12 protein-coding genes and 1 pseudogene are annotated in these 15,840 nt (G+C 69.5%); 4 read left to right on the forward strand and 9 right to left on the reverse strand.

Annotated elements, in window-relative coordinates; all coding sequences use genetic code 11:
* From ASF21_RS12275 to ASF21_RS12315, 9 genes and pseudogenes are all read right to left on the reverse strand, one after another.
* Nucleotides 1-252: pseudogene (locus ASF21_RS12275) on the reverse strand (superoxide dismutase); the annotation flags it as partial.
* 129 nt (nucleotides 253-381) lie between these two features.
* Nucleotides 382-1,362 (reverse strand): DNA-binding protein WhiA, encoded by a 981-nt coding sequence (whiA, locus tag ASF21_RS12280; RefSeq protein ID WP_055771628.1) that lies wholly within the window; start codon nucleotides 1,360-1,362, stop codon nucleotides 382-384.
* Nucleotides 1,363-1,372: 10 nt separating this feature from the next.
* Entirely contained in the window at nucleotides 1,373-2,398 is a 1,026-nt protein-coding gene (locus ASF21_RS12285) for a gluconeogenesis factor YvcK family protein (protein WP_055771630.1), read from the reverse strand.
* Nucleotides 2,398-3,297, reverse strand: coding sequence for an RNase adapter RapZ (gene rapZ / locus ASF21_RS12290; protein ID WP_055771633.1), 900 nt, complete (start codon nucleotides 3,295-3,297; stop codon nucleotides 2,398-2,400). Before rapZ ends, ASF21_RS12285 begins: the two co-directional genes overlap by 1 nt.
* Nucleotides 3,298-3,415: 118 nt before the next feature.
* Complete coding sequence (gene uvrC / locus ASF21_RS12295) at nucleotides 3,416-5,464, reverse strand: excinuclease ABC subunit UvrC (protein WP_055771636.1); 2,049 nt, start codon at nucleotides 5,462-5,464, stop codon at nucleotides 3,416-3,418.
* Between the two features lie 104 nt (nucleotides 5,465-5,568).
* Nucleotides 5,569-6,237, reverse strand: coding sequence for a lysophospholipid acyltransferase family protein (locus ASF21_RS12300; RefSeq protein ID WP_055771639.1), 669 nt, complete (start codon nucleotides 6,235-6,237; stop codon nucleotides 5,569-5,571).
* Nucleotides 6,224-6,889 (reverse strand): HAD hydrolase-like protein, encoded by a 666-nt coding sequence (locus tag ASF21_RS12305; protein ID WP_162237550.1) that lies wholly within the window; start codon nucleotides 6,887-6,889, stop codon nucleotides 6,224-6,226. The genes ASF21_RS12300 and ASF21_RS12305 overlap by 14 nt, the downstream gene beginning before the upstream one ends.
* A 77-nt stretch (nucleotides 6,890-6,966) precedes the next feature.
* A complete protein-coding gene (gene uvrA / locus ASF21_RS12310) occupies nucleotides 6,967-9,879 on the reverse strand; it encodes an excinuclease ABC subunit UvrA (RefSeq protein ID WP_055771642.1) in 2,913 nt (970 codons plus the stop codon).
* An 85-nt stretch (nucleotides 9,880-9,964) separates the two neighbouring features.
* Entirely contained in the window at nucleotides 9,965-10,342 is a 378-nt protein-coding gene (locus ASF21_RS12315; RefSeq protein WP_055771645.1) for a GntR family transcriptional regulator, read from the reverse strand.
* A gap of 145 nt (nucleotides 10,343-10,487) precedes the next feature.
* Between ASF21_RS12315 and ASF21_RS12320 the strand changes: the two genes are divergently transcribed.
* The 4 genes from ASF21_RS12320 to ASF21_RS12335 all read left to right on the forward strand — a co-directional run bounded on the left by ASF21_RS12320 (nucleotide 10,488) and on the right by ASF21_RS12335 (nucleotide 15,650).
* Entirely contained in the window at nucleotides 10,488-11,126 is a 639-nt protein-coding gene (locus tag ASF21_RS12320) for an MBL fold metallo-hydrolase (protein ID WP_055771648.1), read from the forward strand.
* A gap of 110 nt (nucleotides 11,127-11,236) precedes the next feature.
* Nucleotides 11,237-13,780, forward strand: coding sequence for a DEAD/DEAH box helicase (locus tag ASF21_RS12325; protein WP_055771651.1), 2,544 nt, complete (start codon nucleotides 11,237-11,239; stop codon nucleotides 13,778-13,780).
* A 56-nt stretch (nucleotides 13,781-13,836) separates the two neighbouring features.
* Nucleotides 13,837-14,310, forward strand: coding sequence for a GNAT family N-acetyltransferase (locus tag ASF21_RS12330; protein WP_055771654.1), 474 nt, complete (start codon nucleotides 13,837-13,839; stop codon nucleotides 14,308-14,310).
* Between the two features lie 35 nt (nucleotides 14,311-14,345).
* A complete protein-coding gene (locus ASF21_RS12335; RefSeq protein ID WP_055771657.1) occupies nucleotides 14,346-15,650 on the forward strand; it encodes an alpha/beta fold hydrolase in 1,305 nt (434 codons plus the stop codon).
* Nucleotides 15,651-15,840 lie beyond the last annotated feature (190 nt).

Raw genomic sequence — 15,840 nt, forward strand, 5'->3', positions numbered from 1 at the left:
CGACATGTTCTTCCAGAAGATGCTGTGGTTGATCACACCACCCACATGGAACGCCAGATCCTTGGAGAGCTTCGGGATCGTCCCGAACTCGCCCTTCTCGCGGGCCTCGGCCAGCTGGGCCAGGGCATCATTGGCGCCCTTGACATAGGTGGCCTGGTGCTTGGAATGATGCAGCTCCATAATCCGGCCCGAGATGTGCGGCTCCAGGGCCGCGTAGTCGTAGTCAAGATCCGGCAGTACGTAGTCGCTCACGTAGTCCTCCATGTAGTGATCCCGTGTACCCGCGCTGCCCGCAGCCCCTCACGGGCTCCGAACGGCGGGAGTCCCGCCGGATCAGCTATCGACCGCGAGCGGGCTTGCTCTTCCATCCTATGCACTCATTCACTCGTCGAGCATGTCCGCGGTCACATTGGCGTCGGTCCCCGGGATGCCGATGTCCGAGGCCCTCTTGTCGGCCATCGCGAGGAGCCTCCGGATACGGCCGGCGATGGCATCCTTCGTCATGGGCGGGTCCGCGAGGCGACCCAGTTCGTCGAGACTGGCCTGCTTGTGGGCCACCCTCAGCTCCCCGGCATAGCGCAGGTGCTCCGGGACGGTCTCACCGAGGATCTCGAGTGCGCGCTCCACGCGGGCCCCGGCGGCGACGGCTGCCTGGGCGGAGCGGCGCAGGTTGGCGTCGTCGAAGTTCGCGAGGCGGTTCGCCGTCGCCCGCACCTCCTTGCGCATGCGCCGTTCCTCCCACACCATGAGGGCGTCGTGTGCGCCCATGCGGGTCAGGAGCGCGGCGATCGTGTCACCGTCCCGGATCACGACACGGTCGACGCCGCGTACCTCGCGGGCCTTCGCGGCGATGTCGAGGCGGCGGGCGGCACCGACGAGTGCGAGGGCGGACTCGGGGCCGGGGCAGGTGACCTCGAGCGACGACGAGCGCCCGGGCTCCGTCAGCGATCCGTGGGCGAGGAAGGCACCACGCCAGACGGCCTCGGCGTCCGCGGTCGAGCCGTTGACGACGGCGGAGGGCAGTCCCCGCACGGGGCGGCCACGGGTGTCGAGCAGCCCGGTCTGTCGCGCGAGTGACTCCCCGTCGCGCACCACGCGCACCACGTAGCGGTTACCCCGCTTGAGGCCACCGCCCGTGACCACGATGATCTCGCTGTTGTGGCCGTACACCTCGGCGATCGCGGCGCGGAGGCGGCGCGCGGTCGACGCGAGATCCACCTCGGCCTCGATGACGATCCGGCCGGAGATGATGTGGAGTCCTCCGGCGAATCTCAGCAGCGCGGACACCTCGGCCTTGCGCACCGAGGACTTCTTGACGTCGAGGTGCGAGAGCTCCTCCTTGACGTCGGCGGTCAGGGCCACAGATACACTCCTAGTTCTCCCCAAACATGTCGTTGTAGGACGTCGCCAACCGCAACGGATCATGGACGGGCTTTCCGGTCGAAACTCCCACTGTACCGAAGACGGCGCGCCCGCCCATCCCGGCGACGGCCCGCTCGAAGGCGGCACGGTCCGCCACCACGGCGGGGTCGACGAGGACGACGTCGACGGTGAATTCCGGCGCGTAGCGCGAGATCACGGTGAGGTGGTCGATGGCGCTCATGCCCTGCGTCTCCTTCGTGTCGTTGCTGAGGTTCATGGTGAGGCAGCGCCGGGCCGAGGTGCGGCAGAGGGCGTCCCGCAACTCGGGGAGGAGCAGGTGGGGCAGCACCGACGTGTACCAGGAGCCGGGCCCGAGCACCACCCAGTCGGCGAGTTCGATCGCCTCGAGAGCGTCCTGGCAGGCAGGGGCCGACGCCGGGAGGAGCCGGACGTTGCTCACGTTGCCGGTCTCGGCCGCGACGGCGAGCTTCGCCTGGCCGGAGACGTTCGTGACGCGCAGGGCACCGTCCACCTCGCTGAGGACGTCCCCCTCGATCGTCAGGGGGACACTCGCCATCGGGAGCACGCGCCCGCGCGCACCGAGGAGCGCACCGGCCCACTGCAGACCGGCCACCGGGTCGCCGAGGAGCTCCCACAGCGTGACGATCAGCAGATTCCCCATCGCGTGGTGGTCGAGCGACCCCTCCACGCCGGGACGGGAGGTGAACCGGTGCTGCATGACGTCACGCCAGGTGCGGCCCCAGTCGGTGTCGTCGCACAGGGCCGCCAGTGCCATGCGGAGGTCCCCCGGCGGCAGCACCCCCAGTTCGTGGCGGAGGCGCCCCGAGGATCCGCCGTCGTCCGCCACCGTCACCACGGCGGTCAGCTCCTGCGTCAGGAGGCGCAGCGCGGAGAGGGAGGCGGACAGCCCATGGCCTCCGCCGAGGGCGACGACGGTCGGCCCGGGGCCCTGGCCCTCACCGGTCTGGCGCGCCGCCGGTGGAATGAGGGGCAACGGACCCGAGAACAGGGCCACTACTCACGCCCGAGGTCGCGGTGGTGGGCCGTGACCTGCACTCCGGGCAGCTGCGCCAGGCGCTGCGCGATCTCCTCGGTCACCGCGACCGAGCGGTGCTTCCCGCCCGTGCAGCCGACGGCGATGGTGGCGTAGTGCTTGTTCTCACGGCGGTAGCCGTCGAGGACGGGGACGAGGGCGTGCACGTAGCGGTCGATGAAGTCGCCGGCCCCCTGCGCCCCGAGGACGTAGTCGCGGACCGGGGCATCCAGCCCGGTCTGCGGACGGAGGACCGGCACCCAGTGCGGATTCGGGATGAAGCGGACGTCGGCGACGTAGTTGGCGTCCACCGGCAGTCCGTACTTGAAGCCGAAGCTCATCACGTTGAGGCGCAGGACGATCGGGCCGGACTCCGAGAACAGCTCGGTGACGCTGGTGGCCAGCGCGTGGACGTTGAGCTCGGTCGTGTCGATCACGATGTCCGAGGAGTGCTTGAGCTCCTTCAGGACCTCGCGCTCGGCCGCGATGCCGTCGAGGATGCGCCCGTCCCCCTGCAGCGGGTGCGGTCGGCGCCCCTGCTCGAACCGGCGGACCAGCACGGCGTCGTCGGCGTCGAGGAACAGCACGCGGTAGTTGACGCCGGCGGCGCGCAGGGCGGCCAGCGAGGCACGGATGTCGTTGAAGAGTTCCTTGCCGCGCACGTCGATGACGACGGCCAGCTTCGGGATGGACTGGGGCGTCCGGGCCACGAGTTCCGTCAGCGTGGACAGCATCTGCGGGGGGAGGTTCTCCACGACGTACCAGCCGTGGTCCTCGAGCGCATTCGCCGCCGTGCTGCGGCCGGCGCCCGACATGCCGGTCACCACCAGCAGCTCGGACTCGGTGGGTTTGACCGGAGTCAGGCTCGTGGCCTCAGTCATCGTGGTGCATCCGTTCCGGATCGACGGGGGCCCGGTCCCGCTGGGTGCCCCGATGTGTGCGGTCTGTTGTCAGCTCGTGATCGGTGCGGCCTTCGAACCCACCGCTCCTTCAGCCTAGCTAATCTTCGATGATCTCGCCCGTGGTCATGTTCACGGCCGATGCGGGAGCATTCCCGGGCTCGACGGCGAGCGAGCTGCGGACGGTCTCGGCGAGTGCGGGCCCGATGCCGGGTACCGCGAGGAGCTCGTCGACGGACGCCGCGCGGATCTTCTTGACCGACCCGAAGTGCTTGAGCAGGGACTTCCGCTTGGCGGGCCCGAGCCCGGGGACGTCATCGAGGGCGGAGGCCGTCATCGACTTCCCCCGTTTCTGGCGGTGGAAGGTGATCGCGAAGCGGTGTGCCTCGTCCCGGATGCGCTGCAGCATGAACAGGCCCTCCGACGCGCGGGGCAGGATCACGGGGAACTCGCTGTCCTGCACCCACACCTCCTCGAGGCGCTTGGCGAGCCCGACGACGTGGACGTCGTCGATCCCCAGGTCCTCCAGGGCACGCGCCGCTGCGGCCACCTGCGGCGGGCCACCGTCCACGACCACCAGACTCGGGGGGTAGGCGAACCGGTTCCGGGTGACCGCCGTCGTCGTGTCCCGCATCGGCTCGCCCGCCCCGTCGACCTCCGGATGGTCGAGGACCGAAGCGGCGTCGTCCACGGGGTCGGTCTCCGGATCCGGCAGGTCCGCGGCGGCGTCACGCTGCTCGCCCGCCTTGCCGGCGAGGTAGTTGCGGAAGCGGCGGTAAATGACGTCGTACATCGACGCGGTGTCGTCCCGTGCCGCGTCACCCGTGATGGAGAACTTCCGGTACTCGGACTTGCGGGGCAGCCCGTCCTCGACGACGACCATCGAGGCGACGACGTTGGTGCCCTGGACGTGGGAGATGTCGAAGCATTCGATGCGCATGAGCGGCTGGGGCAGGTCCAGGGCCTCCTGCAGTTCCTGCAGGGCGGCGGAGCGCGTGGTGATGTCACCCGCGCGGCGGCTCTTGTGCAGGCGCAGCGCATCCGCGGCATTCTGTTCGACCGTGCCCATGAGGGTCGCCTTGTCCCCGCGCTGCGGCACCCGCACGTCGACGCGTCCGCCGCGCAGTCCGCGCAGCCACTCGAGCATCTGCTCACCGTTGCTCGGGAGCACGGGTACGAGCACCTCCCGCGGGATCTCCTCGTTGCTGCTGCTGCCCTCGCCGTAGACCTGCTGGAGCAGGTGCTCCACGAGGTCGGCCGTGTCCATGTCCTCGACCTTCTCGACGACCCAGCCGCGCTGGCCGCGGATGCGGCCGCCGCGCACGTGGAAGACCTGCGCGGCGGCCTCGAGCTCGTCCTCCCTCAGGGCGAAGATGTCGGCATCGGTGTCCTCGGAGAGGACCACGGTGTTGCGCTCGAACACCCGCCGGAGCGCCGCGATGTCGTCCCGCAGGCGTGCCGCTGCTTCGAAGTCGAGCTCGGCGACGGCTTCGCCCATCTTCCGTTCCAGGCTCGAGATGAACTTCTTGGAGTCCCCCGCCATGAAGTCGCAGAAGTCGCGGGCCAGCGCGCGGTGGTCGTCGGGGCTGATGCGTCCGACGCACGGCGCCGAGCACTTGTCGATGTAGCCGAGGAGGCAGGGCCTGCCGCTCCGCTCCGCGCGCTTGAAGACGCCGCTGCTGCAGGTCCGCACCGGGAAGACCCGGATCATCGTGTCCACCGTCTCGCGGATGGCCTTGGCGGGGTAGAACGGCCCGAAGTAGCGCGTGTCCTTCCTCTTGTCACCGCGCATCACCTGCACGCGAGGGTACTTCTCCCCCATCGTGACGGCCAGGTAGGGATAGGACTTGTCGTCGCGGAACATGATGTTGAAGCGCGGATCGAACTCCTTGATCCAGGTGTACTCGAGCTGCAGGGCCTCGAGTTCACTGCCGACCACGGTCCACTCCACGCTGGCAGCGGTGAACACCATGGAGCGCGTCTTCGGCAGCAAGCCCTGGGGGTTCGCGAAATAGGAGTTCAGGCGGGAGCGGAGGTTCTTGGCCTTGCCGACGTAGATGACCCGGCCGTGCTCGTCACGGAAGCGGTAGACCCCGGGATCGAGCGGGATCTCGCCGGTCTTCGGACGGTAGGTCACTGGGTTTGCCACGCCATCAATCCTAGGGCTGCGCGGTGACACGCCCCGACCGTACGGGCCCCTGTCCGCTGACGGCTGCACCACCGTCCGGCCGGCGCCGGCAGGGGTGCGGGGGCCTACTCCGCGGGCGGGCTCTGGTTGTAGTGGCCCACGCGTTCCTGGCCGCTCAGCGCCGCGATGCTGTCCATGATCGTGTCCGTCGCGTTCCGACGGGCCGGCAGCGGGTGGCCCGGACCCGTCCGGGCGAAGACGAGGGGCTCACCGATCCGCAGGGTGAAGTGCTGGGGCCGGACGCCCCGGCGCCCCGCGGGCTGCAGGGCGTCGGTCCCGATGAGGCCGACGGGCACCACGGGTGCGCCGGTGGTGAGGGCCAGCCATCCGACGCCGGTCCGGCCCCGGTACAGCCGGCCGTCCCGTGAGCGGGTGCCCTCGGGGTAGATGCCGACTCCGTCGCCCTGCTCCAGCAGGTCCAGGAGCGTCCTCAGTGCGGCGACGCTCGCCGCCTGCTGGCCCCGCTCCACCGGGATGGACCCGACGCCCTCGAAGAACGACTTCATGAGCGAGCCCCTGATCCCCGTGCCGGTGAAGTACTCGGCCTTGGCGAAGAACGCGACGGGCCGCGGCATGAGCGCCTGGACGAGGACGCTGTCGAGGAAGGACAGGTGGTTGGGCGCCACGATGAACGGACCGGTCCTGGGTACGTGGTGCAGGCCCTCGACCGTGGGACGGCACAGACCGGCGATGAGTCCCCGCGTGGTGCTGCGTGTCAGGTCATAGACCCCCACGGAGCACCTCCAGTAACTGCTCGGCCGTGTGCACGACGGCGGCCGCCCCCGCCTCCTCGAGCTCGCCGGGGGCGGCGAAGCCCCACGTGACGCCGACACCGGGGAGGCCGTTGGCACGGGCGCCCTCGACGTCGTGCAGCCGGTCCCCGACCATCACGGCGCGCTGAGCCGCAGCGGGGTGGGCGTCGAGTGCGGCCCGGATGATGGTGGTCTTGCCCGTCGCTGCCCGGCGCTCGTCCCGCGGGGACCCGTGGACCGACGCGAAGAGGGACCGCAGGCCCTGCGCCTCGAGCAGTTCCTCGGCCAGCCATTCCGGTTTCTGCGTGGCCACGGCGACGACCGCCCCGGCCTCCGCGAGCGTCCCGACGCACCGCGCCACCCCCGGGTACGGACGGCTCTGCTGGATGCCGGTCGACCGGTAGCCGGCCCGGTAGGTCGCCATGACGGCACCGATCAGCGGAGCCGGGACCCCGGCGATGACGCCGAGCGAGTGGAGGAGGGGCGGGCCGACCATGGACTGCAGGGCGTCCTGGTCGGGGACGGCGAGGCCGTGGGCACGCAGGGCCCCGCTGATCCCCCCGGTGATGGCGCCGGCCGGGTCGACGAGGGTGCCGTCGAGGTCGAAGAGGATCAGCGAATACGGAGGAGGCACCGGGCAAGCTTGCCATAGTCCCCGGGCGGCATGCATCATGCATGCCGCCCCGGGAATACCAACGGGAGCCGGGTGGGTCAGACCGCGGCTTTGTCGAAGATCTCCTTGAGGAACGTCCCGGTGTAGCTGCGATCGCTCTTCGCGACCGCCTCGGGCGTTCCTGTCGCGATGATCTGACCTCCACCCGAACCGCCATCGGGTCCGAGGTCGATCACCCAGTCGGCGCTCTTGATGACGTCGAGGTTGTGCTCGATCGTGATGACGGTGTTGCCCTTGTCCACGAGTCCCTGCAGGACGATCAGCAGCTTGCGGATGTCCTCGAAGTGCAGGCCCGTGGTCGGTTCGTCCAGCACGTAGATGCTGCGGCCGTTCGACCGCTTCTGGAGCTCACTGGCGAGCTTGACGCGCTGCGCCTCGCCGCCGGAGAGCGTCGTCGCCGGCTGGCCGAGCCGCACGTAGCCGAGCCCCACTTCCACCAGGGTGTTCAGGTGCCGCGCGATCGGGCTGAACGCCGCGAAGAACTCGGCACCCTCCTCGATCGGCATGTCCAGCACGTCCGCGATGGTCTTGCCCTTGTAGTGCACCTCGAGCGTCTCGCGGTTGTACCGCGCACCGTGGCACACCTCGCACGGGACGTAGACATCGGGCAGGAAGTTCATCTCGATCTTCAGCGTGCCGTCACCGGAACACGCCTCGCAGCGGCCGCCCTTGACGTTGAAGGAGAACCGCCCCGGCAGGTAGCCGCGGACCTTCGCCTCGGTGGTCTCGGCGAAGAGCTTGCGGATGTTGTCGAAGACGCCGGTGTAGGTCGCCGGATTCGACCGGGGTGTCCGGCCGATGGGGCTCTGGTCGACGTGGATGACCTTGTCGAGATGCTCCAGCCCGTCGATCCGCTTGTGCCTCCCGGCGACCTGCTTGGCACCGTTGAGCTTGTTCGCCAGAACCTTGTAGAGGATGTCGTTGACCAGGGTGGACTTGCCGGACCCGCTGACGCCGGTCACGGCGGTCAGCACGCCCAGGGGGATCGTGGCGTCGAGGTTAGTCAGGTTGTGCTCACGCGCACCGACGATCTTGAGTTGGCGCGACCGGTCGATCTTCCGCCGCTTCTTCGGGATCTCGATCTTCCGTCGCCCCGAGAGGTAGTCGCCCGTCAGCGACTTCTCGTTGGTCAGCAGGTCCTCGAGGAGACCGGAGTGGACCACCTCGCCGCCGTGCTCGCCGGCGCCGGGTCCGATGTCTACGATCCAGTCCGCCTCGGCGATCGTGTCCTCGTCGTGCTCGACGACGATCAGCGTGTTGCCGAGGTTGCGGAGCCTCGTGAGCGTCTCGATGAGGCGCCGGTTGTCGCGCTGGTGCAGGCCGATCGACGGCTCGTCGAGGACGTAGAGCACCCCGACGAGGCCGGAGCCGATCTGCGTGGCCAGGCGGATGCGCTGGGCCTCGCCACCGGACAGCGTGCCGGAGGCCCGCTCGAGGTTCAGGTACTCCAGTCCGACGTCGAGGAGGAACGTCAGGCGGGCCTGGATCTCCTTGAGCACCTGGTTGGCGATCTGCGCCTCGCGTCCGGTGAGGACGAGGTTGTCGAGGAAATCCGCGCAGTCCCGCATCGGCATGGCCGAGACCTCGGCGATGGACCGCCCGTTGATGAGCACCGAGAGCGACGCTGGGTTCAGCCGCGCCCCGCCGCACGTGGGGCAGGGGATCTCCCGCATGTACTCCTCGTAGCGGTCCCTGGCGTGGTCCGACTCGGTCTCGAGGTGCTTGCGGTGGATGTACTGGATGGCACCCTCGAAGCCCGTGCTGTACTTCCGCTCGCGCCCGAAACGGTTCTTGTACTGCACCACCACCTTGTGGTCCTTGCCGTACAGCGCCGCCTCGCGGGCGCGGTCCGGCAGCTTGCGCCACGGCGTCGTGATGTCGAACTTCAGCTCCGAGGCGAGGCCCTCGAGGAGCCGCGTCCAGTACTCGAGGGTCGCGGTCCCGAGCGACCACGGTGCGATGGCACCCTCGGCGAGGCTGAGATCCGGGTTGGGGACCACGAGCTCCTCGTCGACCTCGAGCTTGGTGCCGATGCCGGTGCAGGCGGGGCAGGCACCGAAGGGGTTGTTGAACGAGAAGGAGCGCGGCTCGATCTCGTCGATGGCGAGCGGGTGCTCGTTGGGGCACGCCAGATGCTCCGAGAAGGCGTGGAGGCGCTTCTCGTCGTCCTCGGGGAGGTCGACGAATTCCGCGAGGACACGACCGTCCGCGAGCTTCAGTGCCGTTTCGACCGAGTCGGTGAGGCGCTGCTGGATTCCGCCCTTGACCACCAGGCGGTCGACGATGACCTCGATGGTGTGCTTGTACTGCTTGCCGAGCTTCGGCGGATCACTGAGCTGGATCAGCGTGCCGTCGACGCGGGCACGCGAGTACCCCTTCGCCGTCAGCTCCTGGAAGAGGTCGACGAACTCGCCCTTGCGTGCGCGCACGACGGGCGCGAGGACCTGGAAGCGGGTCCCCTCGTCGAGTTCGAGCAGCTGGTCGACGATCTGCTGGGGGGTCTGCTTGGCGACGGGCTCGCCGCACACCGGGCAGTGCGGCCTGCCGACGCGCGCCCAGAGCAGACGCATGTAGTCGTAGATCTCGGTGATGGTGCCCACCGTGGACCGCGGGTTCTTGCTCGTCGACTTCTGGTCGATCGACACCGCGGGCGAGAGGCCCTCGATGAAGTCGACGTCGGGCTTGTCCACCTGGCCGAGGAACTGGCGCGCGTAGGCCGACAGCGACTCGACGTACCGCCGCTGTCCCTCCGCGAAGATGGTGTCGAAGGCGAGCGAGGACTTCCCGGAACCGGACAGACCGGTGAAGACGATCATCGCGTCACGCGGGAGGTCGAGGTCCACGTTGCGCAGATTGTGTTCGCGGGCGCCCTTGACGATCAGACGCGAGAGGTCCTGGGGAGCGGGGTCCGGGTGATGGGCATGCTGCTCGAGAGAATGTGCTGTAGCCACCCGTCCACTGTAGGGGAAAAGGGGTTCGAAGACATATTCGAATAGGACATCTTCCGCCCTGATACTGCGCGGGGAACGGACCCGTTCACGCTCGGCGCAATGCGGCCCTGATGATCGCCACCGCGTCGGCCTCGGAGAGGCCCACCGAGCGGACCGTCTCCGCGAATTCCTCGGCGGCAGCACCCACCTTCTGCCGTGCGTCGTCGCTCCCCGCCGCGATGACGGTGCCTGCCCTGCCGCGCGTCTCCACGACCCCCGCCTGTTCGAGTTCGCGGTAGGCCCGGGCCACCGTGTTGGCCGCGATGCCCAGGTGGGTGGCGAGCACGCGGACGGGTGGCAGGCGGGTTCCGACGGCGGCCCTGCCGGAGTTGGCCGCGGCCATGACGGCGTGCCTGACCTGCTCGAAAGGCGGGACCGCACTCGTCGGATCCAGCCTCAGCCAACGGGGGATGTCCTGCTCCATGCGTGTCCTTCCGTGGAGGCCGGCAACGGGTGGGCCTGGTACCTGCACCCTATCCCCGGCCGCGGAGTTGCCTCGGCCCTCCGTACGCCGGACCTCCGATCGCCGTGCTTCCTGCGGGCCCCGCTCCCCTGCCTACACTGAACCCATGCACCAGCTCAGCGAAGTGACCATCCGTTCGATCGCCGTCTCCGAGATGGACAACAACGTGTACCTGCTCACCTCCCGGTCCTCGGGCGCGCAGGTCCTGATCGACGCGGCGGACGACGCGCCGGCGATCCTCGCCCTGCTGGCGGATGCACAGGAGGACACGGATGCCGAGGCCCGCGTGGCCCTCATCATCACCACCCACGCGCACTGGGACCACGTCCGGGCGCTGGCCGAGGTGAAGGAGGCCACCCACGCCAGGACGGCGGCGGGCGCGGAGGACGTCGCGGACATCGCCGTCCCCACCGACGTCGCCCTGCAGCACCACGACGTCGGGTCCTTCGAGGGCTTCGAGCTGGAGGCCATCCACCTGCGCGGGCACACACCGGGGTCCGTCGCCCTGCTGTACCGCGACCCGCACGGTCCCGCCCACCTGTTCACGGGCGACTCGCTGTTCCCGGGAGGCGTGGGCAACACCCAGGGCGATCCCGCCCGCTTCGCGTCCCTGATCGAGGACGTCGGGACGCGGATCTTCGACTACCTGCCCGACGACACCCTCGTCCACCCCGGCCACGGCGCGGGCACCACGCTCGGGGCGGAACGCGGCTCGCTCACGGAGTGGAAGCAGCGCGGCTGGTAACCGGCGGGGACCCCCCCGAAGCACCGCGCCGTTCCTGCCGGCGGAGGGCCGGGAGTCCGGTGAGCCCACCGCCCCCCGGCGTGAGTGGCCACCGGTAGGCTGGACCTACCATGAGGATCCACGAGCACCTGTCCCGGCACGACGACGGCCGCCTCACCGCTGATGCGGTCTACGAGGCCTTCACGGGGTGGGCGGTCGAGCGGGGACTGACGCTCTATCCGGCACAGGACGAGGCGGCCATGGAGCTCGTCTCGGGGAGCAACGTCATCCTCGCCACGCCCACCGGATCCGGGAAGTCCCTCGTCGCCGTCGCCGCGCACCTGAAGTCCTTCGCAGAGGGGCGCACGAGCTACTACACCGCGCCCATCAAGGCGCTCGTGTCCGAGAAGTTCTTCGCGCTCTGCGAGATCTTCGGTCCTGAGAACGTCGGCATGATCACGGGCGACTCCGGGGTCAACCAGGACGCACCGATCATCTGCTGCACGGCCGAGATCCTCGCGAACCTCGCGCTGCGGGAAGGCGCGCTGGCCGACGTCGACACCGTGGTCATGGACGAATTCCACTTCTACTCCGACCCGCAGCGCGGCTGGGCCTGGCAGGTCCCCCTCCTCGAGCTCCCCCAGGCGCAGTTCCTCCTGATGTCGGCGACCCTCGGCGACGTCAGCAGGTTCGAGAAGGACCTCACCGATCTGACGGGTCGCCCCACCGCGACGGTGACCTCCGTCGAACGGCCCATCCCGCTGCACTTCTACTACGTCGAGACGCCGGTGCAGGAATCGCTCGAGGAACTGCTCACCACGCGGCAGGCCCCCGTGTACGTGGTGCACTTCAGCCAGGCGGAAGCCATCGAGCGAGCCCAGAACCTGATGAGCATCAACATCTGCTCGCGCGAGGAGAAGGACCGGATCGCCGAACTGATCGCCACGTTCCGTTTCTCGGCGGGCTTCGGGAAGACGCTGAACCGCCTGGTCCGGCACGGCATCGGCGTGCACCACGCCGGCATGCTGCCGAAGTACCGCCGCCTCGTCGAGCAGCTGGCCCAGGCCGGCCTGCTCAAGGTGATCTGCGGGACGGACACGCTCGGCGTCGGGATCAACGTGCCCATCCGCACCGTCCTGCTGACCGCGCTCAGCAAGTACGACGGCGTCCGGACGCGCCTGCTGAACTCCCGGGAGTTCCACCAGATCTCGGGCCGCGCGGGCCGCGCGGGCTACGACACGGCCGGCACCGTCGTCGTCCAGGCCCCCGAGCACGTCGTCGAGAACGTGAAGGCCATGGCGAAGGCCGTGGGCAAATTCGGCGACGACCAGAAGAAGCTGCGCCAGGTGGTCCGGAAGAAGCCGCCGCAGGGCTTCGTGTCCTGGGGCAGACCGACCTACGAGCGGCTCGTCGAGAGCGTGCCGGATCCGCTGACGTCGTCGTTCTCCGTCAGCCACTCCATGCTGCTGAATCTGCTCGAGCGCCCCGGCGACCCGTTCGCCGCGGCGAAGCGGCTCCTCACCGAGAACCACGAGACGCGGGCGTCCCAGCTGCGGCTCATGCGCCGGGCCATCGGCATCTACCGCGAACTCGTGACCGCCGGCATCGTGGAGAGGCTCACCGAACCGGAGCCCGACGGCCGGATGATCCGCCTCAAGGTGCACCTGCAGGCGAACTTCGCCCTCAACCAGCCCCTCTCGCCCTTCGCCCTTGCAAGCCTGGAGCTCCTCGACCCCGACGCGCCGGGGTACGCGCTCGATGTCGTCTCGGTCATCGAGGCCACGCTCGAGAAGCCGCGCCAGGTGCTGAACGCGCAGGAGAAGAAGGCACGCGGCGAGGCCGTCGCGGCCATGAAGGCCGAGGGTATCGACTACGACGCACGGATGGCGCGCCTCGAGGAGGTGACCTACTCGAAGCCGCTGGAGGAACTGCTGCAGCAGGCGTTCGACGTCTACCGCTCATCGGCGCCCTGGCTGGGCGACTTCGAGCTAGCTCCGAAGTCCGTGGTCCGCGACATGTACGAGCGGGCCATGAGCTTCGGGGAGTACGTCGCCTTCTACTCCCTCACGCGCTCCGAGGGGATCCTGCTGCGCTACCTCGCCGACTGCTACAAGGCCCTGCGGCACACCGTTCCGGTCGAGGCGCTGAGGGAGGACCTCAGCGACACCATGGAGTGGCTCGGCGAGCTCGTCCGCCAGGTGGACAGCAGCCTGCTCGACGAGTGGACCCAGCTCTCCGCCGGTATCGACGCGGGTGCGGCCGCGGCTGCCGCCGTCGACCTGCCGGAGGAACCGCCGTCGGTCACGTCGAACGAGCGCGCGTTCCGGGTGATGGTGCGCAACGAGATGTTCCAGCGGGTCAAGCTGTTCGCGGACGAGCAGGACGAGGCGCTCGGTGCCCTCGACGCGGAGTCCGGCTGGACCGCGGATCGGTGGGCCGAGGCGCTCGACGGGTACTTCGGCGACTACGAGGACATCGACGACGGGCCGGCGGCCCGCGGTCCGGCCCTCCTGCTCATCACGAAGGCGCCCGGCACGTGGCGTGTCCGGCAGATCCTCAAGGACCCCGAGGGCAATGGGGACTGGGGCATCAACGCCGAGGTGGACCTCGCGGCGTCCGACGATGCGGGGAGCCCGGTCGTGCGGATCGTCGGTGTGGGCGCACCCGCAGCCTGAACCGCTCCTGCCGTCCGGGTGCCGGACGGGTGCCCCGGCGTCGTTAAACTTGCCTCATGACGATCCGCGAAGCACGCCCGGCCGATGTCCCGGTGATCCTGCAGCTCATCCACGATCTCGCCCTGTACGAGAAGGAGCCCGACGCCGTGAGGAACACGGCGGAGGGGTTGGAGGCTGCTCTGTTCGGTGACCGCCCCACCATCTACGCACACGTGGCGGAGGCGCAGGGCGAGGTGCAGGGTTTCGCCCTGTGGTTCCTCAATTACTCGACGTGGGAGGGCGTCAACGGCATCTACCTCGAGGACCTGTACGTGCGTCCCGACGCACGCGGCGCCGGGTACGGTAAGGCGCTGCTGTCGAATCTCGCCCGCATCGCCGCCGACCGTGGGTACGCCCGTGTCGAGTGGTCGGTCCTCGACTGGAACGAACCGTCCATCCGCTTCTACGAGAGCCTCGGAGCCCGACCGCAGTCGGGCTGGAGCACGTTCCGCCTCACGGGCGACGCCCTGGCCGAGGTCGCCGCACTGTGACACCGATCGCCGGGTCCGGCGTCCCAAACGCCCCGATGGACGCAGCGGACCACACCACCGGACCGACGCTGGTGATGAGGGGCCTCCGCGCAACCGGTCACGTCTTCACCGTGCCGCTGGACCACGCAGACCCGGCCTCCCCGACCATCGAGGTCTTCGCCCGGGAATACACGTCGCTGGACCACGACGACCCGGACGCCGCCCGGCTCCCCTGGCTGCTCTTCCTGCAGGGTGGACCGGGCGGACGCGGTGTGCGGACCACGCAGCTCTCGGGCTGGATGAAGGCCGCGGCGAAGGACTTCCGCATCCTCATGATCGACCAGCGGGGCACCGGCCTGTCGACCCCCGCCGACGCCGCGACGCTCGGCGGCTTCCGGACTCCGGCGGAGCAGGCCGACTACCTCACCCATTTCCGGGCGGATTCGATCGTGGCGGACGCGGAACTGATCCGCCGCGCGCTCGGCAGCGGCCCGTGGACGGTCTTCGGCCAGAGCTACGGGGGCTTCTGCACCCTCACCTATCTCTCCCTCGCGCCCGAGGGGATGGAGCGGGCGATCATCACGGGCGGCCTCGCTCCCCTGTCCGGGCCCGCCGACGACGTCTACCGCGCCACGTTCGCACGGGTGGAGGAGCGCAACCGTGAGTACTTCGCCTGGTATCCCGAGGACCGGGACCTGGTGACGCGCATCGCCCGCCACCTGGACGGCGTCGAGGAGGTCCTCCCCAGCGGGGAACGCCTCACCGTGCGGCGCTTCCAGATGATCGGGGCCTTCCTCGGCGGCAACACCCGGGTGCACGCACTGCACTACCTGCTCGAGGACGCGTTCGTCGAGATCGACGGACGGCCCCGGCTCTCCGCCGTGTTCCTCGAGCAGGTCCACGCGGTGGTGAGCCGGGCATCGCAGCCGCTCTACGCCGTGCTGCACGAATCCATCTACTGCCAGGGCGCCTCGTCCGCCTGGGCCGCCGAGCGGGTCCTCGGAGCACATCCGCAGTTCCTCCCCGACGCCGCGGAGGTCCTCCTCACCGGCGAGATGGTCTACCCCTGGTACTTTGAGGAGGACCCTGCCCTCCGCGCGCTCCGCCCCGTCGCGGAACTCCTCGCCGTCAAGGAGGACTGGGGGCGACTGTACGACGCCGACGTCCTCGCCACGAACACCGTGCCTGCCGCCGCCGCCGTGTACCGGCACGACATCTACGTGGACCGGGACCTGTCCCTGCGGACCGCCGCGGCCGTCCGCAGCCTCGAGGTCTGGGAGACGGACGAGTTCCACCACGACGGCATCGCCGACGACGGCGAGGGGATCTTCACCCGCCTGCTGGGCATGACCCGGAGGTAGCCCCCGCTCGTGCCCGTGTCCCGGGGCGTCGATGCCGTCCGGCGTCGCGTGGTGCCTCCGGTGGCGGCCCGGGGGTCCTGCCTGTGCCGCGCAGCGGGACGCAGAAGGACCCCCGTGCGGGGCACGGGGGTCCTTCGTCAGGTCGGGTGTGGAGTGGCCGGCACGTCCGGGACGCCGCACGAGGACAGGA

The sequence above is a fragment of the Arthrobacter sp. Leaf234 genome, from assembly GCF_001422665.1.
GTDB lineage: Bacteria > Actinomycetota > Actinomycetes > Actinomycetales > Micrococcaceae > Arthrobacter_D.